The sequence below is a fragment of the Sphingopyxis sp. JAI108 genome (assembly GCF_013410105.1).
Lineage (GTDB): Bacteria > Pseudomonadota > Alphaproteobacteria > Sphingomonadales > Sphingomonadaceae > Sphingopyxis > Sphingopyxis chilensis.
Map to the genome: position 1 here is coordinate 1,924,900 of NZ_JACCCJ010000001.1, position 25,327 is coordinate 1,950,226.

At 65.0% G+C, this 25,327-nt stretch carries 28 protein-coding genes; 13 read left to right on the top strand and 15 right to left on the bottom strand.

Annotated features, from left to right (window positions below):
- Window positions 1–55 precede the first annotated feature (55 nt).
- The gene (locus HDC29_RS09295; RefSeq protein WP_179496478.1) at window positions 56–2,128 is read left to right on the top strand and encodes an amidohydrolase family protein; all 2,073 of its coding nucleotides are present in this window, start codon (window positions 56–58) and stop codon (window positions 2,126–2,128) included.
- Window positions 2,129–2,349: 221 nt separating this feature from the next.
- On the opposite strand, the gene HDC29_RS09300 is transcribed toward HDC29_RS09295, so the two are convergent.
- From HDC29_RS09300 to nadC, 3 genes are all read right to left on the bottom strand, one after another.
- The gene (locus HDC29_RS09300) at window positions 2,350–2,514 is read right to left on the bottom strand and encodes a hypothetical protein (protein WP_257018133.1); all 165 of its coding nucleotides are present in this window, start codon (window positions 2,512–2,514) and stop codon (window positions 2,350–2,352) included.
- Window positions 2,515–2,669: 155 nt separating this feature from the next.
- A complete protein-coding gene (locus HDC29_RS09305) occupies window positions 2,670–3,386 on the bottom strand; it encodes a ribonuclease T(2) (RefSeq protein ID WP_179496482.1) in 717 nt (238 codons plus the stop codon).
- Entirely contained in the window at window positions 3,373–4,221 is an 849-nt protein-coding gene (gene nadC, locus HDC29_RS09310; RefSeq protein ID WP_179496484.1) for a carboxylating nicotinate-nucleotide diphosphorylase, read from the bottom strand. Before nadC ends, HDC29_RS09305 begins: the two co-directional genes overlap by 14 nt.
- 91 nt (window positions 4,222–4,312) lie before the next feature.
- Here nadC and HDC29_RS09315 point away from each other — a divergent pair, with 91 nt between their 5' ends.
- Window positions 4,313–5,449, top strand: a complete 1,137-nt coding sequence (locus HDC29_RS09315; protein WP_179496486.1) for a nitronate monooxygenase family protein — start codon at window positions 4,313–4,315, stop codon at window positions 5,447–5,449.
- Window positions 5,450–5,486: 37 nt separating this feature from the next.
- On the opposite strand, the gene HDC29_RS09320 is transcribed toward HDC29_RS09315, so the two are convergent.
- Window positions 5,487–5,933 carry a peptidylprolyl isomerase gene (locus HDC29_RS09320; RefSeq protein WP_179496488.1) on the bottom strand — a complete coding sequence of 149 codons (447 nt, stop codon included), beginning with the start codon at window positions 5,931–5,933 and terminating at the stop codon, window positions 5,487–5,489.
- 158 nt (window positions 5,934–6,091) lie between these two features.
- Here HDC29_RS09320 and mgtE point away from each other — a divergent pair, with 158 nt between their 5' ends.
- Together mgtE and HDC29_RS09330 are read left to right on the top strand one after the other, a co-directional pair.
- Window positions 6,092–7,537, top strand: a complete 1,446-nt coding sequence (gene mgtE / locus HDC29_RS09325) for a magnesium transporter (RefSeq protein ID WP_179496490.1) — start codon at window positions 6,092–6,094, stop codon at window positions 7,535–7,537.
- 221 nt (window positions 7,538–7,758) lie between these two features.
- A complete protein-coding gene (locus HDC29_RS09330; RefSeq protein ID WP_179496492.1) occupies window positions 7,759–7,887 on the top strand; it encodes an entericidin A/B family lipoprotein in 129 nt (42 codons plus the stop codon).
- Window positions 7,888–7,902: 15 nt separating this feature from the next.
- Here the strand turns inward: HDC29_RS09330 and tatC are convergent, their stop codons facing one another.
- The 9 genes from tatC to HDC29_RS09375 all read right to left on the bottom strand — a co-directional run bounded on the left by tatC (window position 7,903) and on the right by HDC29_RS09375 (window position 15,160).
- A complete protein-coding gene (tatC, locus tag HDC29_RS09335) occupies window positions 7,903–8,709 on the bottom strand; it encodes a twin-arginine translocase subunit TatC (protein WP_179496494.1) in 807 nt (268 codons plus the stop codon).
- Window positions 8,706–9,098 carry a Sec-independent protein translocase protein TatB gene (gene tatB, locus HDC29_RS09340; RefSeq protein WP_179496496.1) on the bottom strand — a complete coding sequence of 131 codons (393 nt, stop codon included), beginning with the start codon at window positions 9,096–9,098 and terminating at the stop codon, window positions 8,706–8,708. Before tatB ends, tatC begins: the two co-directional genes overlap by 4 nt.
- Before the next feature lie 32 nt (window positions 9,099–9,130).
- Window positions 9,131–9,364: a twin-arginine translocase TatA/TatE family subunit gene (locus tag HDC29_RS09345; protein ID WP_179496498.1), complete on the bottom strand. Its 234-nt coding sequence runs from the start codon at window positions 9,362–9,364 to the stop codon at window positions 9,131–9,133.
- Between the two features lie 25 nt (window positions 9,365–9,389).
- Window positions 9,390–9,983 carry an SMC-Scp complex subunit ScpB gene (scpB, locus tag HDC29_RS09350; protein ID WP_179496500.1) on the bottom strand — a complete coding sequence of 198 codons (594 nt, stop codon included), beginning with the start codon at window positions 9,981–9,983 and terminating at the stop codon, window positions 9,390–9,392.
- Complete coding sequence (locus tag HDC29_RS09355; protein ID WP_179497416.1) at window positions 9,980–10,753, bottom strand: ScpA family protein; 774 nt, start codon at window positions 10,751–10,753, stop codon at window positions 9,980–9,982. Before HDC29_RS09355 ends, scpB begins: the two co-directional genes overlap by 4 nt.
- A gap of 7 nt (window positions 10,754–10,760) precedes the next feature.
- Window positions 10,761–11,768, bottom strand: coding sequence for a beta-N-acetylhexosaminidase (nagZ, locus tag HDC29_RS09360; RefSeq protein WP_179496502.1), 1,008 nt, complete (start codon window positions 11,766–11,768; stop codon window positions 10,761–10,763).
- A gap of 107 nt (window positions 11,769–11,875) precedes the next feature.
- A complete protein-coding gene (locus HDC29_RS09365) occupies window positions 11,876–12,625 on the bottom strand; it encodes an SPOR domain-containing protein (protein WP_179496504.1) in 750 nt (249 codons plus the stop codon).
- Window positions 12,625–14,352 (bottom strand): arginine--tRNA ligase, encoded by a 1,728-nt coding sequence (gene argS / locus HDC29_RS09370; protein WP_179496506.1) that lies wholly within the window; start codon window positions 14,350–14,352, stop codon window positions 12,625–12,627. The genes HDC29_RS09365 and argS overlap by 1 nt, the downstream gene beginning before the upstream one ends.
- 136 nt (window positions 14,353–14,488) lie before the next feature.
- Window positions 14,489–15,160, bottom strand: coding sequence for a hypothetical protein (locus HDC29_RS09375; RefSeq protein ID WP_179496508.1), 672 nt, complete (start codon window positions 15,158–15,160; stop codon window positions 14,489–14,491).
- Window positions 15,161–15,334: 174 nt separating this feature from the next.
- Here HDC29_RS09375 and ispH point away from each other — a divergent pair, with 174 nt between their 5' ends.
- Genes ispH through rnhA form a run of 3 tightly spaced genes read left to right on the top strand, consistent with a single transcriptional unit; the run spans window position 15,335 to window position 17,732 of the window.
- Window positions 15,335–16,315: a 4-hydroxy-3-methylbut-2-enyl diphosphate reductase gene (ispH, locus tag HDC29_RS09380; protein WP_179496510.1), complete on the top strand. Its 981-nt coding sequence runs from the start codon at window positions 15,335–15,337 to the stop codon at window positions 16,313–16,315.
- A complete protein-coding gene (gene thrB / locus HDC29_RS09385) occupies window positions 16,315–17,277 on the top strand; it encodes a homoserine kinase (protein ID WP_179496512.1) in 963 nt (320 codons plus the stop codon). The genes ispH and thrB overlap by 1 nt, the downstream gene beginning before the upstream one ends.
- Complete coding sequence (gene rnhA / locus HDC29_RS09390; RefSeq protein ID WP_179496514.1) at window positions 17,274–17,732, top strand: ribonuclease HI; 459 nt, start codon at window positions 17,274–17,276, stop codon at window positions 17,730–17,732. The genes thrB and rnhA overlap by 4 nt, the downstream gene beginning before the upstream one ends.
- A gap of 35 nt (window positions 17,733–17,767) precedes the next feature.
- On the opposite strand, the gene HDC29_RS09395 is transcribed toward rnhA, so the two are convergent.
- Window positions 17,768–17,944: a DUF1508 domain-containing protein gene (locus HDC29_RS09395; RefSeq protein WP_179496516.1), complete on the bottom strand. Its 177-nt coding sequence runs from the start codon at window positions 17,942–17,944 to the stop codon at window positions 17,768–17,770.
- Window positions 17,945–18,030: 86 nt separating this feature from the next.
- Window positions 18,031–19,161, bottom strand: a complete 1,131-nt coding sequence (locus HDC29_RS09400) for an FAD-binding oxidoreductase (RefSeq protein WP_179496518.1) — start codon at window positions 19,159–19,161, stop codon at window positions 18,031–18,033.
- Window positions 19,162–19,259: 98 nt separating this feature from the next.
- Between HDC29_RS09400 and HDC29_RS09405 the strand changes: the two genes are divergently transcribed.
- Genes HDC29_RS09405 through HDC29_RS09430 form a run of 6 tightly spaced genes read left to right on the top strand, consistent with a single transcriptional unit; the run spans window position 19,260 to window position 25,281 of the window.
- The gene (locus tag HDC29_RS09405) at window positions 19,260–19,742 is read left to right on the top strand and encodes a prepilin peptidase (protein WP_179496520.1); all 483 of its coding nucleotides are present in this window, start codon (window positions 19,260–19,262) and stop codon (window positions 19,740–19,742) included.
- A gap of 54 nt (window positions 19,743–19,796) precedes the next feature.
- Complete coding sequence (cpaB, locus tag HDC29_RS09410) at window positions 19,797–20,837, top strand: Flp pilus assembly protein CpaB (protein ID WP_179496522.1); 1,041 nt, start codon at window positions 19,797–19,799, stop codon at window positions 20,835–20,837.
- 1 nt (window position 20,838) lies between these two features.
- Window positions 20,839–22,320 carry a type II and III secretion system protein family protein gene (locus HDC29_RS09415; protein WP_179496524.1) on the top strand — a complete coding sequence of 494 codons (1,482 nt, stop codon included), beginning with the start codon at window positions 20,839–20,841 and terminating at the stop codon, window positions 22,318–22,320.
- 25 nt (window positions 22,321–22,345) lie between these two features.
- Window positions 22,346–22,987 (top strand): CpaD family pilus assembly protein, encoded by a 642-nt coding sequence (locus HDC29_RS09420; RefSeq protein ID WP_179496526.1) that lies wholly within the window; start codon window positions 22,346–22,348, stop codon window positions 22,985–22,987.
- Complete coding sequence (locus HDC29_RS09425) at window positions 22,984–24,255, top strand: pilus assembly protein CpaE (RefSeq protein ID WP_179496528.1); 1,272 nt, start codon at window positions 22,984–22,986, stop codon at window positions 24,253–24,255. The genes HDC29_RS09420 and HDC29_RS09425 overlap by 4 nt, the downstream gene beginning before the upstream one ends.
- Before the next feature lie 57 nt (window positions 24,256–24,312).
- Window positions 24,313–25,281 carry a type II secretion system F family protein gene (locus tag HDC29_RS09430; RefSeq protein ID WP_179496530.1) on the top strand — a complete coding sequence of 323 codons (969 nt, stop codon included), beginning with the start codon at window positions 24,313–24,315 and terminating at the stop codon, window positions 25,279–25,281.
- Window positions 25,282–25,327: the final 46 nt, after the last annotated feature.

Genomic DNA, 25,327 nt, shown 5'->3' on the forward strand with positions numbered 1-25,327 from the left:
CTTCGTGCATCCAAATAGTCCTACCACCGTCGCGCTTTGCGACCGGGGAGATTTGATGATGCGCCTGATTTTGATCGCCGCCCTGCTGGCCTCCGCTGCACCCGTTGCCGTCCACGCGCATGGTGAGCCTGCGCCCGCGGCCCCGTCGAAGCCCGTACCCAAGGAAGACCTGCTGAAACCCCCTGCCGACGCGGCGCGCTATGTCGTCGTCTCCGAAGCCGGACAGCACGGTAGCCAATGGCGCTGGCAGCTTCCCGACGGCCGCACCGCCTATCGCTGGTCGCAGGAACTGCGGGGCTGGATCACCGAGATGGATCAGGTCACGACCTTCGCGCCCGACGGCACGATCGCGGCGATGACCGTCCGCGGCGTGACTATGTCGGGCGACGCCGCCGAGGAATTTCGAACCGCGAACGGCCGCGCGACGTGGAAAACCGCCAATGACGCCGGCGAAGCGGCTGCAGGTGGCTGGTACATCCCCGCGGGCGGCGTCGGCATCGCCAACGCCCCGCTGATCGGCGCGCTCGCCGCGGCGGGCGACAAGGGCCTGACCTTCCTGCCCAGCGGCAAGGGCCGCATGACCTTCGGTCCGACCGAGATCATTCAGGGTCCCGCCGGCCCCAAGACGGTCCAGCTCGCCTTCATCAGCGGCATCCTGCCCTCGCCGCTCCCGGTCTGGCTCGACGAGCAGAAGCGCCATTTCGCCGACATCAGCTATATCTCGGTGATCCCCGCGGGTTATGAGGGCGCGCTCAAACAGCTTCGCGATGCGCAGGAAAAGGCGACCGCCGACACGGTCGCCGCCATCGCCAAACACTTCCTGACTCCCACCGCCAAGGCGCCGGTGCTGTTCGACAATGTCCGGCTGTTCGACGCCGATAAGGGCGAGTTCCTGCCCGCGCGCGCGGTGCTCGCGCAGGACGGAAAGATCGCCGCAGTCGGTGCTGCCGGATCGCTTGAGGCCCCTGCGGGCACGCGCATCATCGACGGGCGCGGCAAGACGCTCGTCCCCGGCATCTGGGACAGCCACCTCCACATCGGCGACGACTGGGACGTGCTCTCCAACATGGCGAACGGCATCACCAGCTTCCGCAGCCCCGGGACGACCTTCGACCGCGCGGTCGATGCGACGAAACGCCGCGCCGAGGGCAGCCTGCTCATGGGTGAACCCTTCATCTCGGTCATCATCGACCGGAAGGACCCGCTCGCCGCGCAGGGCGCCGAAGTCGTCAGTAGCGCCGAAGAGGCCATCGCCGCCGTCCGCCGCGTCAAGGATGCGGGCCTGTGGGGCGTCAAATTCTACACCTCGATGAACCCCGCCTGGATCGCCCCCGCCGCGGCCGAGGCGCACCGGCTCGGCCTCCACGTCCACGGCCACGTTCCCGCGACGATGAAGCCGAGCGAGGCCGTCGCTGCGGGGTATGACGAGCTGACCCACCTCAATTTCGTCGTGATGGAATCGATGCCGCGCGAGGTGATCGACAAGGCGAATACGCGGGCGCGGATGGAAGGACCGGCGCGCTATTTCAAGGATGTCGATCTCGACGCCCCGTTGATGAAGAATTTTGTCGCCGACCTCGCGGCGAAAAAGACGATCATCGACCCGACCATCGTCATTTTCGAGGGGATGCTGACGCAAGACGGCGGCAAACCGCACCCCGCCTATGCTCCATATATGGGCATCATCTCGCCCGTCATCGAACGCTCGGCGTTCACGAGTGGCGGCTATCCGCTCGTCGAGGGTCTGACGCGCGACGATTATCGCAAAAGCTATGCGAAGATGGTCGAACTGGTCGGCCGGCTGCACAAGGCCGGCGTCCCGATCGTCGCGGGCACCGACGGCTGGGGGATAGAGCTCATCCGCGAGCTCGAAATCTACCGGCAGGCGGGCTTCACTCCCGCCGAAGCGCTCCGGAGCGCGACGATCCTCCCGGCCCGGATCGCCGGCGCCGACCAGCGCACCGGCTCGATCGTGGTGGGCAAGGAAGCCGACATGGTCCTCGTCGATGGCGACGCCTCGACCGACCTCGGCGCGCTCCGCCGCGTCGTAACGGTGGTCAGCGACGGCTATGTCATGGACGCCGACGAGTTGCGGAAAGCGGCGGGATATAGCGGGCGGCCGAAGTAGAGGGCCTGCACGCCCAAATTTCCTTGCACCACGCCGGCCTGATCCGCGATGACACTCGACCGCTTTGGAGCGGCGAGCGGACGTTCCCACCCCAACCTCGTCATTCCCGCGAAAGCGGGAACCCAGTCTGGGGTCAGCGCACGCACACTCTGGATCCCCGCTTTCGGGGAGATGACGACGTAAGACGGCCGACGATCTCTAGTTTCGGCCGAAGCCCAGCCTCAAACCAAAAACATCATGGTCGCGGTAAAGAAAATCGCGAAGCTCTGCAGGAACAGCCGGAAATCATTGCCCGAAAAGATCGTCACCGGCTCACGATGCGCGGCCAGCGCCGCGCGCAGCTCGCCTTGCCAATCCTCGGGCGCATTCAGGCGCGCAATCGCCAATTGCCGTGCGCCGTGCGCACGCACACGCTCGCGAATGTCGATATGATCGTCCGACTCCATGCACCCAAGGCTAGGGGGATGTTAACGAGTCGATAAGGTTAAAAGAGTGTTAATGCCGCCACCGTCCCACGGCGGGACGCTTCGACGCTCACGCCTTAACCTTTGGGCATCGATCGGACGCGAAGCCGTTGCCCGTCTTTCGCGCCCGCCTGGAACGGCTTGCACCGTGCGGGCTTCATCCGCGGCCCCAGGCACAAGCGCACTTCGTTCAGCCAACCCTGCCGGTCGGCCGACACCGCAATCATCGGCACCGTCACCCCTCGATTGGCGGCGGCGAAGGCGCGTCGAATGCTCCCCGCCGTCTGCGGTTTCACGGCGAGCGCCGTCATGTCGGGAAAGCGGACGGCGCGGAACAATATATCGGCCGCGCGGAAATAGGCGGCGGGATGCGGGCTCATGCACGTCCCATGCTTTGCCCATTCATGCTGGAGCAGCTGCGCCGACGGCGTCATGCACATATGTTTCCGCAACACCGGTTGCGGCACTATCTTCGCCGGGCGGCACCATTGCGGGTAAGCGGGACCGTCGGCCTCGGGCCACAGCCCGTGCAGCACCCAGCCGAAGCGGCCATTCTCGCCCGCGCATTGGAACCGGTCGCGCGCGCCCTTGGGGTTCCGCACGTCGGCGCAATGCTGCGGCGACCAGCTCATGGCGAGCAGATAGCCCGTGATCGCGGGCTTGCGCACCGGTTCGCCGCGCTTCGGCTGTTCGAGGCGCGGGACCGGGATCCGGTCGGGAACCGAGCAGGCCAGCGATTGCGCCTGCGCCGCGACCGGCACCAACGCCAGCGCGACGGCGCTAAACCAGCGCAAAATCGAGCCCGATGTCCGCCGCCGGCGCCGACTGCGTCAGCCGCCCGACCGACACATAGGTCACGCCCGTCGCGCCGATGTCGCGGATCGTATCAAGCCGTACCCCGCCCGACGCCTCGGTCGGCACCTTGCCGCCGACCAGCGCGACGCACTGGCGCAGTTCGTCGAGGCTCATGTTGTCGAGCAGCAGGTGCGTCGCGCCGGTATTCAGCGCGGGTTCGACTTGCGCCACGCGATCGACCTCGACGATGATGTCGGCGATTCCCGCCACGACCGCGCGCCGCACCGCCTCCTCGACCGATCCCGCGACGGCGACATGATTGTCCTTGATCATCGCCGCGTCCCACAGGCCCATACGATGGTTTTTCGCGCCGCCCATCCGCGTCGCATATTTCTCGAGCACGCGCAGGCCGGGGATCGTCTTGCGCGTGTCGAGCAATGTCGCGCCGGTCCCCGCGAGCGCATCGACATATTGCCGCGTCATCGTCGCGATGCCCGACAGATGCTGCACCGTGTTGAGCGCCGACCGCTCGGCCGTCAGCATCGCGCGCGCATTGCCCGACAGGCGCATCAGGTCGCTGCCCTCGGCGGCTTCAGTGCCTTCCTCGATCAGAATCTCGATCTCCATCGCGGGTTCGAGCGCGCGAAAGAAGCGCTCGGCGATCGGCAGCCCCGCGACGATGATCGCATCGCGGCTGTCCATCACCCCGCCAAAGCGTGCATCGGCGGGGATCGTCGCCATCGAGGTAATGTCGCCCCCCGCCCCCAGATCCTCGGCCAAGGTGGCGCGAACAAAGGCATCGAGGTCGAAATCGGGAAGCGAGAATTGGGTCATGCGACCTGCGATAATCCGCCCGTCCAGCAAATCAACTTGACGTTTACGTCAACTGGCGCTGACATGGAGCAAATATGAACGGAGAGGTCCCATGCAATCCCCCATCTGCGCCCTGCTCGGCATCGAATTCCCGCTGCTTGCCTTTTCGCACTGCCGCGACGTCGTTGTCGCTGTGTCGAAAGCCGGCGGCATGGGGGTATTCGGCGCCGCCGCCCTCCCGCCCGAGCGGCTCGAGGAAGAGCTTGCATGGATCGACGCGCATATCGGCGGACGCCCCTATGGCGTCGACCTGATCGTGCCGAACAGCTTCGCGGGTAAGGGCGACGCGCCTTCGCCCGCCGCCGCGAAAGTGCCCGAAACGCATCTGCGATTCGCCGCCGACCTCCTCGGCAAATTCGACGTCGATGCCGCCGGGCTGACGGCCGCTATGGAAACCCGGCAGAGCTTCGGCGACAATATGCACGAGGATGGCGCGGCGAAGCTGCTCGAAGTGGCCTTCCGCCATCCGATCAAGCTGATCGCCAACGCGCTCGGCGTTCCGCCGCCGCTGATGCTCGAACTCGGCAAGCGTCATAATGTGCCGGTCGCCGCGCTCGTCGGCACACGCGACCACGCGCTGGCGCAAGTTCGTGCGGGTGTCGATATTCTCGTGGTCGCGGGCGGCGAGGCGGGCGGCCATTGCGGCGAGGTCGCGACGATGGTGCTCGTCCCCGAAGTCGCCGCGGCGGTCGAAGCCGTGGGCGCGAACACCCCGATCCTCGCCGCTGGCGGCATTGTCACCGGGCGCCAGATGGCGGCAGCGATGGCGATGGGCGCGCACGGCGCCTGGTGCGGCTCGGTATGGCTGACGACCGCCGAGGCCGAAACCAACCCTGTGGTGAAGGAAAAGATGCTCGCTGCCTCGGCGCGCGATACCGTGCGATCGAAAAGCCGCACCGGAAAACCCTCGCGCCAGCTCCGCTCGCCGTGGACCGACGCATGGGAAGCCGAAGGTGCGCCAAAACCCCTGCCGATGCCGCTGCAATCGCTGGTCAGCGAACCCGCGCTGCGCAAGGTCGATAAATTGTCCGAAGGCGGGCACGAGGGGGCAAAGGCGCTTGCGACCTATTGGGTCGGCCAGGGGGTCGGCCTGATGAACGAGGCGATGGGCGCCGGACAGGTCGTGCAGGCATTCAAGGAAGACTGGGTCGCCGCCTGCGAACGGCTCAACGGCTTTATCGGCGACTAGGCAAAAAAATCCCCACCGAAGTGGGGATTTTCTGAAATCAGCCGATGGTCGCCTTGACGATCTTGCCGGGTTCGCGCGGCGGCTCGCCCTTGGGCAGTGCGTCGACATTTTCCATGCCTTCGGTCACTTCGCCCCAGACCGTATACTGGTTGTCGAGGAATCGCGCGTCGTCGAAGCAGATGAAGAACTGGCTGTTCGCGCTGTTGGGGTTCTGCGCACGCGCCATCGAGCAAACGCCGCGGACGTGCGGCTCGCTATTGAATTCCTGCGGCAGGTCGGGAAGCTGGCTGCCGCCCATGCCGGTACCCGTCGGGTCGCCGCCCTGCGCCATGAATCCGGGGATCACGCGGTGGAACACGACGCCATCGTAAAAGCCTTCCTTGGCGAGGGTCGAGATTCGCTCGACGTGCTGCGGCGCGAGGTCGGGGCGCAGGCGGATGACGACATCGCCGGTCGAGAGCGAAAGCGTGAGGGTTTCGGACATATTGAAGCTCCTGATGGTCTGATTTGGCGGTGCCATAGCGGGGCACAGCCCTCAAGGCCAAGGTCTAATTGTGGAAAAGGCGTTCGCGGCGTTGCCATCGGCAGGTGGCGGCACTAGGGGAAAGCTCGGACGCCGCAAGAGACCGGGAGGACCGCGCGATGGACAAACGCGAAGAATCCCTGCCGCCCGACGATGCAGCGATCGTCGATGACCGCGAAGCCGCTCTCCGCGAACCCGAAACCGAACTCGATGAAGACGACCGGCTGAAACCCCAATTCGTCCGTGACGTGATCGAACTTGCCGAAGCCGGCGAAGCCGAAGCGGCGCGCGAACGCGTCGGCCGCCTCCATCCCGCCGACATCGCCGACCTGTTCGAACTCGCGCGCACCGACGAGCGCCCGATGCTGGCCGCCGTGCTCGGCGACATGCTTTCCGCCGACGTGCTCGCGGAGATGAACGATTATGTCCGCGAGGAGCTGATCGACCTGCTCGCGCCCGAGCAAGTCGCCGAACTCGCTTCCGAACTCGATACCGACGATGCCGTCGCGATCATCGAGGACATGGAGGAGGACGAGCAGCAGGCGGTTCTCCAGGCGATGGAGCCCGAAGATCGCGCCGCGATCGAGGACGCTCTGTCCTTCCCCGAGGAATCGGCGGGCCGTCTGATGCAGCGCGACCTCGTCGCGGTGCCCGAACATGTCACCGTGGGCGACGTGATCGACCGGCTGCGCGAAGACGCCGATCTCGCCAGCGATTTCTGGGAAATCTTTGTTGTCGATCCGATGCACAAGCCGGTCGGCACATGCCAGCTGAGCTGGATACTTCGCACCCCGCGCGACATCGCCATCAGCGATGTGATGAAACGCGAGCAAACGCTGATTCCGGTCGACATGGATCAGGAAGAAGTCGCGTTGCGCTTCCAGAAATATGCGCTGATCTCCGCCGCTGTGGTCGACAAGGCGGGGCGCCTTGTCGGCATGATCACCGTCGATGACATCGTCCATATCATTCAGGAAGAGGCCGGCGAGGACATCCTGCGCCTGTCGGGCGCCGGCGACGGCGACATCAACGAGCCGATCCGCGAAACCTATAGCGCGCGCGTCCGCTGGCTGATCGCCAATCTCGGCACCGCGCTCGTCGCCTCGACGATCGTTGGCCTGTTCGGCGGCGCGATCGAACATATGGTCGCGCTCGCGGCGCTGATGCCGATCGTCGCGGGGGTGGGCGGCAACGCCGGGACGCAGACGCTCGCGGTCACGGTCCGCGCACTTGCCATGAACCAGCTCACCGATTCGAACAGCTGGCGCGCGATCTGGCGCGAGATGAAGATCGCGCTGCTCAACGGCGGGACGATTGCCCTGATCGCGGGCACGGCCACTGCGCTCTGGTTTGCGAACCCGATGCTCGGCGGGGTCATCGCAGCGGCGATGATCGTCAATATTTTCGTCGCCGGCGTGGCAGGCGTCGCGATCCCGTTGCTGCTCGACCGGCTCGATCAGGATCCCGCGGTGGCCAGCTCGATCTTCGTCACCATGACCACCGATTCCATGGGTTTTCTGGCGTTCCTCGGGCTCGCGGTGCTCAGCGGATTGACTTCGCTCTGATCGCAAGTCCCTGGAATCCAAGCGATTCAAAAGATTCACGAAAAAAAATTTATCGCGGCGATTTTTTTCGGGAACTCTGGGCCATGTAGCTCGTTTCCCATTCGAGCAGCGGTCATCGCCCCCCCGCAGCGCTGCTCAGCAACATTGGCCCGGCCCGCATTCCCTCCCCCCCCTCGAAGCGTGCCGGGCCATTTTGCGTCCATCTTGGAGAGGTTAGAAACATGACGAGTTTCCGTGCAATTCTTCTCGCCCTTCTCGCCAGTGTTCTGGTTACGGGCTGCAACACGGTGAAGGGCGCTGGTCGCGATATCGAGTCGGTCGGACAGGCCGGCAGCGACGCTATCGACTGATTTTGACGACTTACCCTAAGCCTCTTCGAGAGGCTCGACAGGCGCCTCTTCGGCGCCTGTTTTGCGTCGGCGCTGGGTAAACCAGATCGCGAAGAGCGACATTTCATACAGAAATACCAACGGCACCGCGAGCAGCAGCTGGCTGAGGATGTCGGGCGGCGTGAAAACCGCCGCGATCGCAAAGGCCGCGACGATCATGTAGCGCCGCGCCGACACCAGCTGCTCGCGCGTAACCAGCCCCGACCGCTCGATCAGCATCAAGAGGATCGGCAGCAGGAAGGCGATGCCGAACGCCATGATAAACTGCATCGTGAAGCTCAGATAATTGCCGACCGAAGGCAGCGCCTCCTGCGTGATCCCGCCGATATCGCCCTGGTAGCCGAGCAGAAATTTGAGCGCGATCGGGATGGTGATGAAATAGGCAAAGCTCGCGCCGATCGCGAACAGCACCGGCGTCGCGAGCAGGAAAGGCAGCAGCGCACGCTTTTCCTGCTTGAAGAGGCCCGGTGCGACGAATTTCCACAGCTGGTTGGCGATGACCGGAAAGGCGATCATCATCGCCGCGAACAGCGCGACCTTGATCTCGACGAAAAAGGCTTCGAACAGCTGGGTATAGATCAGCTTCCCCTGTCCGGCGCGGACCAGCGGCTGGACGAGGATCCCGAAAATCGGCTTCGCATAATAGAGGCAGATCCCGAAAGCGAAGCCGATCGCCAGCAGCGATTTCAGCAGCCGCGAGCGCAGCTCGATAAGATGGTCGAGCAGCGGCATCTTGCCGCCGGCGCCATCTTCCTCCGCGGACGCGGATGTCTCCGCGCTCATGGCAACGGGCCGTCCTTCGGCGGCACGGCATGGGTTTCAGGCGGTCCGGCGGCGGCGGCCTGATCGACCTCGGCGTCAGTTGCCGGAGGCGCGGCTTCGTCTTGTGTTGCCGGTTCCGATGCGGCGGGCTGCGACGTGCCGACATCGTCGATGCGCGGAAATTCCCGCATGATCGCCTCATTCTGCTCGCGCCACTGCTTCTCGAGTTCCTCGAGCTCGGCCTCGCGCATCATCGTGTCGAGTCCGGCGCGGAAATGGCGGGCCATACCGCGCGCCTTCCCCATCCATTTGCCGACAAAGCGCATCGCCTTGGGGAGGTCCTTGGGGCCGATAACGACCAAGGCCACCACCACGACGAGCAGCAACTCGGTGGGCGCAACATCGAACATTTAAAAGCCCAATCCCCGCAGGCAGCCAGAATTTAGCGGTTTTCGGTTTCCGCGGTGGGCGTCGGCGTCGCGGTCAGATCGGGCGTGCGCTGGCCTTCGATCTGCTTCGGCGCGGGGGTCGGCGCGTCGTCTTCCGACATCCCCTTCTTGAAGCTTTTAATGCCCTTGGCGACATCGCCCATCATGTCGGAAAAGCGGCCCTTGCCGAACAGCAGCAGGACGAGGATCCCGACCACGAGCCAGTGCCAGATGCTGAAGCTACCCATCTCAAATTCTCCTTGAAGGGCCCATCTAAGCCTCTTCGCCGTCTTTTACTAGGTCCAGTTCGCCCATCGCTTCCTCGAAAGCGAGATCGACCGGGTCGAGGAGACCCGCCGCGCGCAAATCTTCGATTCCCGGCAGGTCCTTGCGGCTGGTGAGGCCGAAATGTTGCAGAAACGCGTCGGTCGTCTTGTAGATCAGTGGCCGCCCCGGAACTTCGCGGCGGCCGGCGGGCATGATCCATTCGGCTTCCATCAGCACATCGAGCGTGCCCTTCGAGGTCTGGACACCCCGGATCGCTTCGATTTCGGCGCGGCTGACCGGCTCGTGATAGGCGATGATCGCCAGCACCTCGGCGGCGGCACGCGACAATTTGCGCGGGTCGTCGCGTTCGCGGCGCAAAAGATGTGCCAGATCGGCCGGGGTCTGAAAATGCCAGTGCCCGCCGCGCTCTACAAGCTCGATACCGCTTCCCGAATGGCGCTGCGCGATATTTTCGATGATCGCCTTCACCTGGCCCGGCGTCATTTCGTCGCCGAGGCGCGCCGCGACCTGCCGCGCGTCAAGCGGCTCGTCGCTGGCGAACAACATCGCCTCTATCGCGCGCTCAAGATCGTCGATCATGCTTGTGCTGCTTTCAAATAGAGCGGCTCGAAGGCGCCATCCTGCCGCAATTCGACGCGGCCCTGCCTTGCCAATTCAAGCGCCGCGACGAAACTCGATGCGATGGCTGAGCGGCGCAGCGGACCGTCATAGTCACCGGGCAGGAAATCAGCGAGTTCGGCCCAGTCGAGCTTCACGCCCAGCATTCGCTGGAGATGATGCAGCGCGGCGTCGAGGGTGATTACCGGGCGACGAGACACCATGTGCACGACGGGTTCGGAGCGCAGCTTGACCTGGCCATAGGCTGCTAGGAGATCATAGAGGCTCGCGTCCCAGCGACGAACCTTGATATCGCGAAGCCCCTCCGGCTTGGCGCGCAGAAAGACATCGCGGCCGATACGATCGCGCGCCAGCAGGCGCGCGGCCGCGTCGCGCATCGCCGCGAGCCGCTGAAGGCGGAGTTGCAACCGCAGCGCCAGCTCGTCCGGCGATGGATCCTCGAGCGAATCCTTCGGCAGCAACAGCGCCGATTTGAGATAGGCGAGCCACGCCGCCATCACGAGATAATCGGCGGCCACCTCCAGCTTCAACTCGCGCGCCTCGGCGATGAAGGTCAGATATTGCTCGACAAGCGCAAGGATCGAAATCTGCTTGAGATCGACCTTCTGGCTGCGCGCGAGCGCCAGCAAGAGGTCGAGCGGCCCCTCCCAGCTTTCGAGCGATAGCTGCAAAGCGTCGTCGCGTTCGGGCGCTGCCGGTACGATCTCGAAATCGAGCGGCAAAGCCTCCATCAGCGGATCAGGCCGTTGCCAGCAGCGCGTCGCGCTGATCGACCAGTGTCGCAAACGCGCGGGCATCGCCGGTGCCCGACACCCGGTCCATCGCACCCTCCAGCCGCGCACGCGACACGGTGCTGATCGGATCGAGCGCATTCGCAATCCCGATCATGTCGTCCATCTTCGCCCAGCAATTGAGCGCAATGTCGCAGCCCGCAGCGATCGCATCGGCGGCGCGCGACGGGACGTCGCCCGACAGCGCCTTCATGTCCAGGTCGTCGGTCATCAGCAAGCCGTGAAAACCGATACGCTGGCGAATGATAGTGTCGATGACGATCGGCGACAGCGTCGCGGGTCGGTCGGGGTCCCACGCCTCGAAAATGACGTGGCAGGTCATGGCCATCGCCGCGTCGCGCAGCGCCGCGAACGGCGCGAGATCGGTCTGCAGGTCGCGATCCGGCGCGGTAACCGTGGGCAGCGCCTCGTGCGTGTCGAGCAGCGCGCGGCCGTGGCCCGGGATGTGCTTGACGATCCCGACGACGCCGCCGGCCTGCAATCCGCCGAGGATCGCACGGCCCAGCGCCGCGACGCGCATCGGTTCGCTACCGAGCGCGCGGTCGCCGATCACATCGCTTGCGCCCGGCTGGCGCACGTCGAGAAGCGGCAGGCAATCGACGGTAATGCCCACCTCGGCGAGCATGGCGGCGAGCGCCATCGCGTTGAGCCGTGCCGCCTCGATCGCGCTGGCGGGCGCCCGGTCGTACAGCGCGTCGAATGCCGCGCCACTCGGGAATAGTGGCCATTCGGGGGATTTCATGCGCGCGACGCGCCCGCCTTCCTGGTCGATCAGGATCGGCAGGTTGCCGCGGCCGTCGAGACCCCGAAGCTCGTCGGTCAGGCGCCGCAACTGCTCGCGGTTTTCGATGTTGCGGCCAAACAATATATAGCCCGCGGGGTCGCTGTCGCGGAAAAAGGCGCGCTCGTCATCGGTGAGGGTCAGGCCCGACACGCCGAAAATAGCAGGTATCATCGTCCTTCAAACTCCATCGGTCGCCGCCCCCTCAGGCAACGACCAGCACGGTAACATGCCATAGCGACGGGATTGCACCAACGGAGTCTGCGGCCAAGCGGGCCGAATCAGCGGACGACGACGCAATTTTCACCCGCAACACGCAATTTTCCGCATAAATTCGACGCGTTGGCGGCCGTTCCTGCCGACACGCGCAGGCGATAGACGGTTCCGTCGCCGACCTTGGCGGGCGAAACCGATTTATTGAGTTCGGCCAGATAGGCAAAACGCTTCGACAGGTTGGTCCATGCCTTCACGGCCGCTCCCTCGCTGCTGAACGCGCCGAGCTGGATCATCGCCGTTCCCGATGCAGGCGCCGCCGGCGTGCTCTCGTCCGCCTTGGCCGGAGCGGCCGGGCTGGACTTGCCGCCGGTAGCGGCCTTAGCGGGGGCTTTCTTTTCGGCGGCTGCCTTCTTGGCGGCCGCCTCGCGTTCCGCCGGCGTCACAGCGGGTTCTTCGGGCATCCGCGCCGGGTCGACCTTGCCCGCCGGCTGCGCGCCCTCGCTGGCGGAAAAGGCGGCATCGCCCTCTCCTTCAAAGGTTTTCGCGCCATCACTCTTGGGGGCTATCTTGTACCCCCCCTGCTCCGCGGCGATCAGTTCGCCCTTGCCGCGCGCGCCGCCGTTCTGAACCCACCAAAGGCCGCCAAGCACCGCGCCGATCAGGAGCAACCCACCAAGGACCATGACGAGCAGCCGGACTGGCGAAACCTCGCCATCTTCCTCGAACCCGTCGGCCGCTTCGAGCCAGGGCAGCCGATCCTCGTCATCGAGGCCAAGCCCCGTCTCGCCCTGCCCCGCATCCTTCCCCTCGGCCATCAATTCATCTCCTCGAGCGCCTCAACCCCCATCAGGGAGAGCCCGTTGCGGATAACCTGCCCGATTCCGTCGGCCAAATAAAGCCGCGTCGCGGTCAGTTCGGGGTCATTGTCGAGCACGATGCGCGCGGACGGGTCGTCGTTGCCCAGATTATACCAGGCGTGGAACGCCGCAGCGACGTCGGCCAGAAAGAATGCGATCCGGTGCGGCTCGCGCGCCGACGCCGACGCTTCGACCGTGCGCGGGAATTGCGCGAGCAGCTTGATCAGCCCCAACTCATGCGCGCTCAGCCGTGCGGGAGCCGGTGCCGGCAAGTCGATCCCCGCTTCGGCGGCCTTCTTGCGCAGGCGCGCAATCCGGGCGTTGGCATATTGCAGATACCAGACGGGATTGTCGCGCGACGCCTCGACGACCTTGGCGAAGTCGAAGTCCATCTGCGCGTCGGCCTTGCGCGTCAGCATGGTGAAGCGCACCGCATCCTTGCCGACCTCTTCGACGACATCGGCGAGCGTGACGAAATTGCCCGCACGCTTCGACATCTTGAACGGCTCGCCATTCTTGAGCAGGCGGACCATCTGCACCAGCTTGACGTCGAAACGGGTCTTGCCGCCGGTGAGTGCCGCGACCGCGGCCTTGATCCGCTTCACTGTGCCCGCATGGTCAGCGCCCCAGATGTCGATCAGCTCGTCGGCATTCTGGCTTTTCTGGAAATGATAGGCGAGGTCGGCGCCAAAATAGGTCCAGCTGCCGTCCGACTTCTTGATCGGGCGGTCCTGGTCGTCGCCGAACCGGGTCGAGCGGAACAGCGGCAGCTCGACCGGCTCCCAATCCTCGGGCGTTTCGCCTTTCGGGGCTTCGAGCAGGCCGTCGTAGACGAGATCATGATCGCGCAGCCATTTTTCAGCGGCGGCGGGTTTGCCCTCGGCCTGCAGCTCGGCTTCGGAGGAGAAAAGGTCGTGATGGATGCCGAGCTTGGCCAGGTCGGCGCGGATCATATCCATCATCGCGCTGACCGCTTCGGCGCGGAACAGGCCGAGCCATGCGCTTTCGGGCGCATCGACGAAGCGGTCGCCATGCTCGGCCGCCAGCTTGCCGCCGACGGGTTTCAGATAGTCGCCGGGATAGAGCCCCTCGGGAATCGCCCCGATCTCCTCGCCGAGCGCCTCGCGGTACCGCATGTGCACCGATCTTGCGAGCACATCGACCTGCGCGCCGGCGTCGTTGACATAATATTCGCGGATCACTTCGTGCCCCGCATATTCGAGCAGCGCGGCGAGCGCGTCGCCGACGACGGCGCCGCGACAATGGCCGACGTGCATCGGGCCCGTGGGATTGGCCGAGACATATTCGACGTTGACGCGCCGCCCCTGCCCCATCGTCGATCGACCGTAGTCGCCGCCTTCGCTGAAGATCAGCGCCAGTTCGTCGCGCCAGCTGTCGTCGGCAAGGCGCAGATTGATGAAGCCGGGGCCGGCGACGCTCGCCTCGGTCACCTCATCGAGCTTGCCGAGTTCACCGACGAGCAGGTCGGCAAGCGCACGCGGGTTCATTCCCGCGGGCTTCGCAAGCACCATGGCGGCATTGGTCGCGACGTCGCCGTGCGCGGGGTCGCGCGGCGGTTCGACGCTGATCGCGCCGCGGTCGAGGCCGGCGGGCAAGGCGTCGCGGGCGGCGAGCGCATCGAGCGCGGTGCCGATATGGTCGGAAAAACGGCTGAACAGGGTCACGGGGCTTGGCCTATCTTGGATCGGGAAAAGTCTTGCGCGCGCCCTATCCCAGCTTGCGGCACGCGAAAAGCCCTGCGTCACCGGGCGGCGCGCAGGGCGTGAAGAGGCGAACGGCGTGGCTACGCCGCCGCGAGGCCTATCGTCGGACGTTATATTCGAGCTGATCCTGCGTCAGCTGAAAGCCGACGAGCAGTTCAAAACTGGCGCGCTGCACCGCCGCGCGCACTTCGGGAAGGCTGAGCGGGTCAATCGCGGCGTCCTGGTCCCCCGCCTTGCGCTTGCGCGTGATGCGTTCCTGGATATCGGCGGGCAGCGTCGCCGCGGCGCGATCGACATAAGCCGAAGCCTGCCCGCGCCCGGTGCCGCGCACCTGCCCTTCCGCAAAAGTCACAGCGACATTGCCCAGGCGCTTTGCAACCACCGCAGTCCCGCCCTGCAACACCGTGGCGTAATAGGGCAGCGTCACAGTGCGCGCCGGTCCGGCATCGCGGCGCGTCGCGACAACATCGAAACTCGCGAGCTGATAGACTTTCTCACCCGTGTCGTTGCACTGCGGCGTCACATTGGTAATCGCGGCGACGACATCGACCGCGCTCGCATCGCGGCTCGTCGCGGGATCGAACAGCGTGATATCGCCGGTGTGCAGCGGCACAGCGACCGCCGGACAGGCGCTGCGCGTCGCGGTGATGCCGACGCCGCCCGAGACGTCGATTTCATTGTCCTTCGCACAGCCCGCCACCGTCACCATGGCCGCCGCGCCGCACAGCATGGCCAGGAACTTACGGGACGGAAACGAAGTGGACATCATGATAATCGGGCTTTCCAAATAAGGCGCACGGACAAGTCCGGGACGATTGATCCCGCTTCATGCGCGCCGCTTCTTATCGGTGCGATGAACGGGGCGCAACAAAGAGAACGACAAAGACACCAGGGACGAAGCGGCTTTACCCCATGGGACTTGCTGCGCTAGAGCGCGCGCATCATGAACGCACCCCATCCGACGACGCCCACGTCCGGCCACGAAGCGGCAGAACTCAAGGTTTTGATTGCCGCGCCGCGCGGTTTCTGTGCCGGCGTCGATCGCGCGATCCGCATCGTCGAACTCGCGTTGCAAAAATATGGCGAGCCCGTCTACGTCCGTCACGAGATCGTGCACAACCGCTATGTCGTTGACTCGCTTAAAGAGCAGGGAGCGATTTTCGTCGAATCGCTCGACCAGGTCCCCGATGGCGTTCCGGTGGTGTTCAGCGCGCATGGCGTCCCCAAAGCCGTGCCGGCAAAGGCCGAGATGCGCGGGCTCGATTATATAGACGCGACCTGTCCTTTGGTATCCAAGGTGCATCGGCAAGCCGAGCGCGCGCATGAATCCGGGAGGCACATCGTCTTTGTCGGACACGCGGGCCACCCCGAAGTCGTCGGCACGCTGGGCCAGCTCCCCGAGGGCGCGATGTCGCTGGTGGAATCGGTGGACGATGTCGCCGCACTGACACCGAGCGATCCCGCGATGCTGTCATACCTGACCCAGACGACACTCTCTGTCGACGACACGCGGGACATCATCGCAGCATTGCAGCACCGCTTTCCCGCGATCAGCGGCCCGCGTGGCGAGGACATCTGCTACGCCACGTCGAACCGTCAGGACGCGGTGAAGGCGATCGCGGGCGAATGCGACCGCATGATCGTGATCGGGGCGCCCAACAGCTCGAACAGCCTCCGCCTGGTCGAGGTGGCCGAACGGCTGGGGACGCCCGCGCATCTCGTCCAGCGCGGCACCGATGTCGATCGGGCCTGGCTGGAAGATATTTCGACGCTCGGCATCACCGCCGGGGCCAGCGCGCCGGAGACGCTGGTTCGCGAAGTCATCGACGCTGTCGCCGCCATTCGCCCGGTCGTCGAGGATATCGTCGTCACCGCCGAAGAGCATATGATCTTCAAGTTGCCGCGCGGACTCGAAGCGGCCTGATGGCGGTCTATACCCACGTCGAGCCCGACGATCTCGCAGCACTGGTGTCGCGCTATGACATCGGAACCGTCGTGTCGTGCAAGGGCATTGCCGAGGGCGTCGAGAACAGCAATTTCCTGCTCGAGACCACCGGCGGGCGCTTTATCCTGACGCTCTACGAAAAGCGCGTCAGCGAAGGCGACCTGCCGTTCTTTGTCGATCTGCTCGATCATCTCGCCGGCCAGAATTGCTCGGTTCCGGCCATGATCCGCGATCGAACGGGTATCGCCATCCAGCAGATTTCGGGGCGCTCCGCCTGCCTCATCCAATTTCTTCAGGGCATTTCGCTGACCCAGCCGACATCGGAACAGTGCGAAGCCGCCGGTGCGGCGCTCGGCACGATGCATCGCGCGCTCGAGTCCTATGCCGGTGGACGCGAAAACAGCATGGGTCACGATCATTGGCGCGCCGTGGCCGAAGGGGCGGGAAATCTCGATGTCGTGCTCCCGGGATTGCAGGCAATCGTCGATGAGGAGCTTGGGCATCTCGACGCGCGCTGGCCGAGCGGCTTGCCCGCGCACGTCATCCATGCCGACCTGTTCCCCGACAATGTCCTGATGCTCGGCGACCGCGTCACCGGCCTCATCGACTTCTATTTCGCGGCTAGCGATTTTCGCGCCTATGATCTGGCTATAACCCACGCGTCATGGACCTTTTCGACCGACGGCAGCCAGTGCGATCCGGCGCGCGCGCGCGCGCTGATGCGCGGCTATTTACGGGAAATATCGTTGACGGACGCAGAGATCGCCGCGCTGCCCCTGCTCGCACGCGGGGCGTCGCTCCGTTTCCTGCTGACCCGCGCGCACGATTGGGTGCACACACCCGCCGACGCGCTCGTCACGCGCAAGGATCCATCGCCTTTCCTCGCCCGTCTGCAGCGCTATCGCGCCGCCGACGCCGCCAGCCTGTTCGCGTTCGCATGACGACAAGCACCGCCAAGACCGTGATTGTCGCCACCGACGGAGCGTGCAAGGGCAATCCCGGTCCCGGCGGCTGGGGCGCGGTGCTGCGCTGGGGCGATGTCGTCAAGACGCTGTCCGGGGGCGAACCCGACACGACGAATAACCGCATGGAGCTGATGGCGGCGATCGAGGCGCTCGCCGCGCTCAAGCGCAGTTGCAACGTCGAACTCTCGACCGACAGCGTCTACGTCCGCGACGGTATCACCAAATGGATTTTCGGCTGGCAGAAAAACGGCTGGAAGACCGCCGCGAAAAAGCCCGTCGCCAATGCCGACCTGTGGCAACGGCTGATCAAGGAATCCGCGCGGCACAAGGTCGAATGGCTCTGGGTCAAGGGCCATGCCGGGCACGGCGACAATGAGCTGGCCGACCAGCTCGCCAGCGACGCCGCGCTGGAAATCGCGCGGGCGCGCTGATCTGGTTGGCCGGTGGGGCGCCCGCGCGCGCCCGTCTATTCGGTTTCGCGGACTTCGGCGCCGGGTCCGTTCTTCAGGATCGACTCGATCGCGTTTTTCGCCGAGGCCTTGCTGCTATAGCCTTCGGTCCAGAAGATCGGTTCGCTATTATATTTGAAATAGGCGACAAATTCGCCCGCCTTGTTCTTCTTGATCTCGAAATAATGGGCCATGCCATCCTCCACATTCGCGCCACGTCGGGGACGACGAGCGAAACATATGTTAATTCAATCGCTTCGCCGTGCAAGAAAAGAACGGCTCAGGCAAAGCGCGAGGGCGTAAAAGGCACGGGGTCGATCCGCCCGATCGCGCCCAATTGCGCCGGCGCGCCCAATTGCGCCGCGAGCAGCCCCGCAATCGCCGGCGCGGTCTGGATGCCGAATCCTCCCTGCCCTGCACACCAGACAAACCGGTCTTCGTGGCCATCGGGACCGAAAACGGGAAGCCGGTCGGGGGCGAAGCTGCGCAGGCCGGCCCATTTGCGCTCCACGGCGGCCACCGGCCAATCGACGACCGACTGCATCCGCTCGATCGCGATGGCGACGTCAATGTCTTCGGGCGCCACGTCGTGCGCCGTGGTCGGGGTCTCGTCGTGGGGGCTGAGCCACACACGCCCCTCGCTTTCACCCTTGAAATAGAATTGCCCGCCGACGTGGATCACCAACGGCAGTTCGGCTGGCACCGCAGCGCCGAGCCGCACTTGAAGCACCGTCCGCCGATACGGCTGGATTCCGACCGGCGCGACACCGCAAGCGGCCGCGACGTGATCGGCCCACGCGCCCGCGGCGTTCACGATCACCGCCGCCTCAATCTCGCCGTCGCCCAGCTGGACCCTCCATCCGTCGCCCGCGCGGCGGGCGCGGCGCAGCGGAGCGCGGGTCACCAGCGATGCGCCCGCACGTCTCGCGGCGCGAAGATAGGCTGTGTGGAGACCGCCGACGTCGATATCCCGGCATGCGGCTTCATAGGCCGCTTCGCTCCATTCGGGACGCAGGCCGGGAATTCGCGCGGCGAGGGCGGCCCCGGACATCCGCTCGATCTCCACGCCTCGCACCTTGAACTCAGCGGTGAAAGCATCGACCGCCGCCGCTTCGGATGTCCGTCCCACGGTCAGCGCCGAGCGCGACGACAGAAAGCCATGGTCCGAAAACGCCGGGTCGGGCCTCAGCAATGTTTCGAGCGAGGCCAGCGTCAAGGGCTGCACCCCCGCCCCGCCATAGGTTTCGTGCCAGAACGCTGCCGACCGGCCGGTGGCATGATAGCCGGGCGCGTCCTCGGATTCCGCCAGCACGACGCGTCGCCAGGGCGCAAGCGCTGCTGCCAGGCTCGCACCGGCGATACCGGCGCCGACGATCAGGACATCGGTGGCGGAAGGCGGCCTGTCGGTCATCGTCCCGCCGCATATCCCCTGGACCGCGGAATGCAAGGCCGCCGTGCCGAACGGAACATGGTTACTCTTTGGTAAGCCATGTTGCGTAGGAGGAGCCGATGGATAGCAGCGCGATCTCGCTCGGCCTGATGGTCATTCTTGGCCTGCTGATGATTGCAGCGGCAATCAGCGACGTGCGGTCGCGGACGATTTCAAACGAGCTCAACGCGGCGATGGCGCTGCTCGCGATCCCTTTCTGGATCGCGACGGGACTCGCGCTCTGGCCCGAGATCCCCGTTCAATTCGGAGCCGCCCTTCTCGTCTTTCTGATTTTCGCGGGCTTGTTCGCCGTCGGCGCGATGGGCGGCGGCGACGTGAAAATGATCGGCGCGGTGATGCTGTGGATCCCGCTTCCGCTGTTCTTGCCCATGCTGATGATCATGGCGATCGGGGGAGGCATCCTGTCCGCCCTGATGCTTATCCATATGAAATTGCGGCCATCGGACAAGCCGGTCGAGGTACCCTATGGGGTCGCCATAGCCGCTGCGGGCCTTTGGGCGCTTCACCAACAATATCTTAACCAGTTTCAGGTTATCGGATGACCTGAGGGAAAAGCACGACCGTCTCTGGTGGGTGCAGGAGGGCGACAACTCGTCATGGATACGCGAAAGATTATGCTGATCGTCGGCGCGCTGGTGATTGCCATCGGCGCGGCGTTCGGGGTCAACCAGATGATGCGCGGCGCCGCCGCCCCGTCCGCACGAGCGGCGGCTGCACCGGAAATCACTGGCCCGACGATTCTCGTCGCGACGCGGCAACTGCCGGTCGGCACGATCATCGGTCCCGACAGCTTCCGGTTCCAGCCATGGCCGAAGGAACTGGTCGAGCAAGCCTATTTCCTGAAGGACAAGACCGACGTGAACACGCTGGTCGGCACCGTCGTGCGCCATGCGATCACGGCCGGGCAGCCGCTCACGCAGGGCGCCCTGGTTCATCCCGACGACCGCGGCTTCCTCGCCGCGGCGCTCGGGCCTGGAATGCGTGCGGTCACCGTCAAGGTCTCGCGCGAACAGGGCGTCGCCGGCTTCGTCTTTCCGGGCGACCGCGTCGATGTGATGCTCGCCCAGCGGATATCGGTCGACTCCGACACCTCATCCTACCCGGACAAGGAATTGTTCACGGCGGAGACGATCATCCGCAACGTTCGCGTCCTTGCGACGGATCAGCGCTATAATGCCGAGGACGAGACGGGCAAGACGCCGGTCCGCACCTTCAGCTCGGTAACGCTCGAAGCCACGCCGGACATTGCCGAAAAGATCGCTGTTGCCCAGGATATGGGCAAATTGTCGCTCGCGCTCCGTCCGCTGGCCGAAAGCGCCGGCGAACTCGAAGCCGCGATCGCGTCGGGCGAGATCGATGTTCCCGCCGGAGCCGGAACGGCCGCGGAGAAAAAGATGCTCGCCGAAGCCGCCGCGCGACCGACGTCCAACCGCTCGTCGGCGACGACCGGCGGCGACGTCTCGCGCTTCTGGATCCCGGTACGCGGCCGCGTCACCTCGCCGCGCACGCCGCAGCCGGAAAGCCGGGGGGTTTATACCCCGTCCAATGGCGGCCGCCAGGCGGCTGTGCCGACCGGCCCGGTGGTGCGCATCACCCGCGGTGACAAGATGACCGAAGTTCCGGTTGGGGGTAAGTAACATGAAAAGCAAAGCCAATTTCAAGGCGGCGGCTCTGGCGCGCACCCTGGCCATCGGCCTTGTGGCAGCGACGCTGGTCGCGGCGCCTTCGCAGCCCGTCATCGCCCAGGCCGTCCAGGCCGCCAGCGGCAGCCTCGAACTGTCGGTCGGCCGCGGCCGTCTGGTCAGCCTTCCGGCCACGATGTCCGATGTTTTCGTCGCCAACGACGAGGTCGCCGACGTCCAGGTCCGCTCGGGCCGCCAGCTTTATGTCTTTGGCAAAAAGCCGGGCGAAACCAGCATTTACGCCACCGATGCCAGCGGCCGGGTCGTCTTTTCGACGGTCGCCCGCGTCGGCAACAATATCGAGACGATCGACCAGATGCTGTCGCTCGCCATGCCTGACGCCAGCATCGCGGCGAACCCGATGAACGGTTTCGTGCTGCTCACCGGGACGGTACAATCGCCCGACGATGCCGCCGAAGCCGAACGGCTGGTTCAGGCCTTTGTCGGCGAAGAGACCAAGGTCCTCTCCCGCCTGCGCACGGCAACGCCGCTGCAGGTTAATCTGCAGGTCCGTATCGCCGAAGTGAACCGCTCGCTCGTCAAGGAAATCAGCGGGAACCTCCTGACCCGCGACACCGACGGCCCGCTCGGCAACGGTTTCCTGGGCGGGATATTCGGCGGCCGTCAGGCGGGCACGATCACGACCGATGCCGATGGCAACACCACTTATACGATCAACACTCCCGCCGGCACGCGCAGCCTCGCCGGTGCGGGCCGCCTGTTCGGGCTCGACCTGATCGCCTCGCTCGACATCGGCGAGCGGTCGGGGCTGGTCGCGACGCTGGCGCAGCCGAACCTGACCGCGATTTCGGGCGAGACGGCCGATTTCCTGGCGGGCGGCGAATTCCCCGTGCCGATCCCCGGCAACTTTGCCGGTACGACGATCGAGTATCGCAAATATGGCGTCAGCCTGGCCTATACGCCGACCGTGTTGTCGAACGGCCGGATCAGCCTGCGCGTCCGCCCCGAAGTATCCGAACTGTCGACCGAAGGCGCGATCGAGATGCAGGGCTTTCAGGTACCCGCGCTGACGATCCGCCGCGCCGAAACGACGGTCGAGCTCGGTTCGGGCGAAAGCTTCATGATCGCCGGCCTGCTGAACAACCGCTCGATCGGCGCGATCGACAAGATGCCCGGGCTCGGCGATGTGCCGCTGCTCGGCACCTTGTTCAAATCAGACAGCTTCCGCCGTGGCGAAACCGAACTCGTCATCGTCGTGACGCCCTATCTGGTCCAGCCCGTGTCGGCGAACGACATCAAGCTGCCGACCGACGCATTTCAGGACACGCACGATCTGCAACGGCTGCTGCTCAACCAGACGAGCGATGGCGTGACGGGCGGCGATCGCCCCAAACCGCGGCTCGATACCAACGTCGGCGACGCCGACCGTCCGCAGACCGGTGGCGGCAACGCCGCGCCCGGTTTCAACATCAAGTGACGCGCCGGATTTCAGGAGCAAAGTGATGAAGAAAATCGCAACTTGGACGGTTCTGGCGCTGGCGACCTCGCTCGCCGGCTGCACCGGCGCCGCGTATAGCAACCGCAGCCTGGAATCGGTGCATCAGCCGGTGGTGCGCAACAATCTTTACCAATTCGATGTCGCGACCGCGGGCGGCGAGCTGCCACCCAGCGAGCAGAGCCGCCTGCAAGGCTGGCTCGACGCGATGGGGGTCCGCTATGGCGACCGCATCGCGGTGGAAGACCCCTCGCTTTACGGTGCCTCGTCGGCGCAGGCGACCGTCCGCGCGATGGTCGAACGCCGCGGCTTGTTGCTGAGCCGCGAAGTGCCGGTAACGACTGGCGCGGTTCCGGAAGGGTATCTGCGCGTCGTCGTGACGCGCGCGTCGGCTTCGGTTCCGGGATGCCCCAATTGGGAAAGCAAATCCTCCTTGAACCCGGTCAATGCGACCTCGTCCAACTATGGCTGCGCGGTCAACAGCAACCTCGCCGCGATGGTCGCGGATCCCAATGATCTCATCAAGGGCGCGCGCGACACGGGGCATGACCCGCTCGCAGCGACGCGCGCGATCCAGACCTATCGGACGAAACCCCAGACCGGTGCCGGCGAATTGACCAAAGCACCCACCAGCGGAGGTAGCCAGTGAACGCTCCTTTCAAATCAGCAGGACTGCGCGATCCCTTCAACGCCTTCGTCTGCGACGACGATACGCTGGAGCTGATCCGCGTTGCGGCGGGCGACATGGGCTGGCCGATCGAAAAGTGCAACAAGGGCGGTCTTCGCAACGCCGTACAGTCGCTGTCGGTGTCGGCCAGCCCGAATATCCTGTTCGTCGACATGTCGGAATCGGGCGACCCGATCAACGATATCAACGCGCTGGCGGAAGTTTGCGAGCCCGGAACGGTCGTGATTGCGGCAGGCCAGGTCAATGACGTGCGCCTGTACCGCGACCTGCTGTCGAGCGGTATTCAGGACTATCTTCTGAAGCCGCTCTCGCTCGAACAGGTCCGCGAATCGCTGACCATGGCGCAGGCCATGCTGTCGGCCCCCAAACACGCCGATATGCACGACGACAAGCCGCATCACATGATGGGTGTCGTGGGTGTCCGGGGCGGCGTCGGCGCATCGCTTGTCGCGACGTCGCTCGCCTGGGCGATCAGCGAACAGGCGGACCGTCAGACCGCGCTCCTCGATCTCGACATTCATTTCGGAACCGGGGCGCTCACGCTCGACCTCGAACCCGGGCGCGGCCTGATCGACGCGATCGACAATCCGAGCCGCATCGACGGCCTGTTCATCGAGCGCGCGATGGTGCGCGCGTCGGACAAGCTCAGCCTGCTGTCGGCCGAAGCCCCGATCCATCAGCCGGTGATGACTGACGGCTCGGCCTTTTTCCAGCTGGAGGAAGAGCTGCGCAACGCGTTTGAAATGACGATTGTCGACATCCCGCGCCAGGTGCTGATCCCCTTCCCGCATCTTGTGTCGGAAATGGGAACCATCCTGCTCGTCAGCGACGTAACGCTTGCCGCGGCGCGGGACACGATCCGCCTCCTGTCGTGGTTCAAGCAGAACATCCCGGGCGCGCGCGTGCTGCTTGTCGCCAACAAGTTCCAGAACGCGATCGGCGAGCTGTCGCGCAAGGAGTTCGAATCGTCGATCGAACGGCCGATCGACATCGTCATCCCGTTCGACCCGAAACTCGTCGCCCAGGCGGCCAAGCTCGGGAAATCCTACGCCGAAACCTGCAAGGGCACCAAGTCGGCGCAGGTGTGGAACAACCTGATGCGCATCATCCTCGACGGCGCCGATGTCGATGCCGAGGACGCGCCGGTCGTCGCCGCGAAAAGCAAGTCCGGCGGCTCGCTGCTCGGCAAGCTCGGCCTGGCCAAAAAGGGCGCGAAGCAGGCGGCGTAAGGGCGCGTCCGACGTGCCTTAACGATCCCCGTTGACAGAAGCGGACACCAACTGACCATGAACCTGCCAGTCATCCTTATCGTCGCCGGAGCCCTCCTGGCCTTTGCCCTCCTCGTGATACTGGTTGGCGGGCCTTCGGCGGGCAAGGCGAAGACGCGAAGGCTTGCGATGGTCAAGGATCGCCATGCCGCCTCGACCGAAGCGGTGGTCGCCGCGCAGATGCGCAAGACGATCCAGTCCGGCCGCAAAGGCGATTCGACGCTGACCAATTTGCTGCCGCGCCGCGAGGAGCTCGAAAAGCGCATCCGCCGGACCGGCAAGAGCTGGACGCTGACGCAATATATGTTCGCGACGATGATCGTGTTCGTCGTCGCCACCGGAGCAATGCTCATCGTTCGGGCCCCTTTTCTTATGGCGGGGCTCGTCGGTTTGCTGCTCAGTCTCGGTCTTCCCTATCTCGTTGTCGGGATGACGATCAAAAGGCGCGTTGCCGCGTTCAACAGCCGCTTTCCCGATGCGATAGACCTGCTCGTGCGCGGCCTCAAATCGGGTCTGCCGGTCACCGAGACCTTTCAGGTGGTGAGCCAGGAGCTTCCCGGCCCCGTCGGCGAGGAATTCAGGGGCGTCGTCGAACGCATCCGCATCGGTAACACCATGGAAGCCGCGCTGCAGGAATCGGCCGAAATGCTCGGCACGCCTGAATTCCAGTTCTTTTGCATCACGATCCAGATCCAGCGCGAAACCGGCGGCAATCTGGCCGAAACGCTGGCCAACCTGTCGGATGTGCTGCGCAAGCGCGCGCAGATGAAGCTCAAGATCAGGGCAATGTCGTCGGAAGCCAAGGCCTCCGCCTATATCGTCGGCGCGCTGCCCTTCTTCGTGTTCGGCGTCGTCTGGACGGTGAACCCCAGCTATCTTGCAGGCTTTTTCGTCGAAGAGCGGTTGATCATCGCCGGTATCGGCGGCCTGATATGGATGAGTATCGGCGCCGGCATCATGGCCAAAATGGTCAATTTCGAGATTTGAGAGGGCAGAGACAGTGAACAGCAGCCTCCTTCTCTCGTCCGCCTTC

Coding starts and splice junctions, on each gene's coding strand:
- HDC29_RS09295 (WP_179496478.1), top strand. CDS start 56: ATGATGCGCCTGATTTTGATCGCCGCCCTGCTGGCCTCCGCTGCACCC.
- nadC (WP_179496484.1), bottom strand. CDS start 4,221: ATGACCCAATTCTCGCTTCCCGATTTCGACCTCGATGCCTTTGTTCGC.
- HDC29_RS09315 (WP_179496486.1), top strand. CDS start 4,313: ATGCAATCCCCCATCTGCGCCCTGCTCGGCATCGAATTCCCGCTGCTT.
- HDC29_RS09320 (WP_179496488.1), bottom strand. CDS start 5,933: ATGTCCGAAACCCTCACGCTTTCGCTCTCGACCGGCGATGTCGTCATC.
- mgtE (WP_179496490.1), top strand. CDS start 6,092: ATGGACAAACGCGAAGAATCCCTGCCGCCCGACGATGCAGCGATCGTC.
- HDC29_RS09330 (WP_179496492.1), top strand. CDS start 7,759: ATGACGAGTTTCCGTGCAATTCTTCTCGCCCTTCTCGCCAGTGTTCTG.
- tatC (WP_179496494.1), bottom strand. CDS start 8,709: ATGAGCGCGGAGACATCCGCGTCCGCGGAGGAAGATGGCGCCGGCGGC.
- tatB (WP_179496496.1), bottom strand. CDS start 9,098: ATGTTCGATGTTGCGCCCACCGAGTTGCTGCTCGTCGTGGTGGTGGCC.
- HDC29_RS09345 (WP_179496498.1), bottom strand. CDS start 9,364: ATGGGTAGCTTCAGCATCTGGCACTGGCTCGTGGTCGGGATCCTCGTC.
- scpB (WP_179496500.1), bottom strand. CDS start 9,983: ATGATCGACGATCTTGAGCGCGCGATAGAGGCGATGTTGTTCGCCAGC.
- HDC29_RS09355 (WP_179497416.1), bottom strand. CDS start 10,753: ATGGAGGCTTTGCCGCTCGATTTCGAGATCGTACCGGCAGCGCCCGAA.
- nagZ (WP_179496502.1), bottom strand. CDS start 11,768: ATGATACCTGCTATTTTCGGCGTGTCGGGCCTGACCCTCACCGATGAC.
- HDC29_RS09365 (WP_179496504.1), bottom strand. CDS start 12,625: ATGGCCGAGGGGAAGGATGCGGGGCAGGGCGAGACGGGGCTTGGCCTC.
- HDC29_RS09375 (WP_179496508.1), bottom strand. CDS start 15,160: ATGATGTCCACTTCGTTTCCGTCCCGTAAGTTCCTGGCCATGCTGTGC.
- ispH (WP_179496510.1), top strand. CDS start 15,335: ATGAACGCACCCCATCCGACGACGCCCACGTCCGGCCACGAAGCGGCA.
- thrB (WP_179496512.1), top strand. CDS start 16,315: ATGGCGGTCTATACCCACGTCGAGCCCGACGATCTCGCAGCACTGGTG.
- rnhA (WP_179496514.1), top strand. CDS start 17,274: ATGACGACAAGCACCGCCAAGACCGTGATTGTCGCCACCGACGGAGCG.
- HDC29_RS09395 (WP_179496516.1), bottom strand. CDS start 17,944: ATGGCCCATTATTTCGAGATCAAGAAGAACAAGGCGGGCGAATTTGTC.
- HDC29_RS09400 (WP_179496518.1), bottom strand. CDS start 19,161: ATGACCGACAGGCCGCCTTCCGCCACCGATGTCCTGATCGTCGGCGCC.
- HDC29_RS09405 (WP_179496520.1), top strand. CDS start 19,260: ATGGATAGCAGCGCGATCTCGCTCGGCCTGATGGTCATTCTTGGCCTG.
- cpaB (WP_179496522.1), top strand. CDS start 19,797: ATGGATACGCGAAAGATTATGCTGATCGTCGGCGCGCTGGTGATTGCC.
- HDC29_RS09415 (WP_179496524.1), top strand. CDS start 20,839: ATGAAAAGCAAAGCCAATTTCAAGGCGGCGGCTCTGGCGCGCACCCTG.
- HDC29_RS09420 (WP_179496526.1), top strand. CDS start 22,346: ATGAAGAAAATCGCAACTTGGACGGTTCTGGCGCTGGCGACCTCGCTC.
- HDC29_RS09430 (WP_179496530.1), top strand. CDS start 24,313: ATGAACCTGCCAGTCATCCTTATCGTCGCCGGAGCCCTCCTGGCCTTT.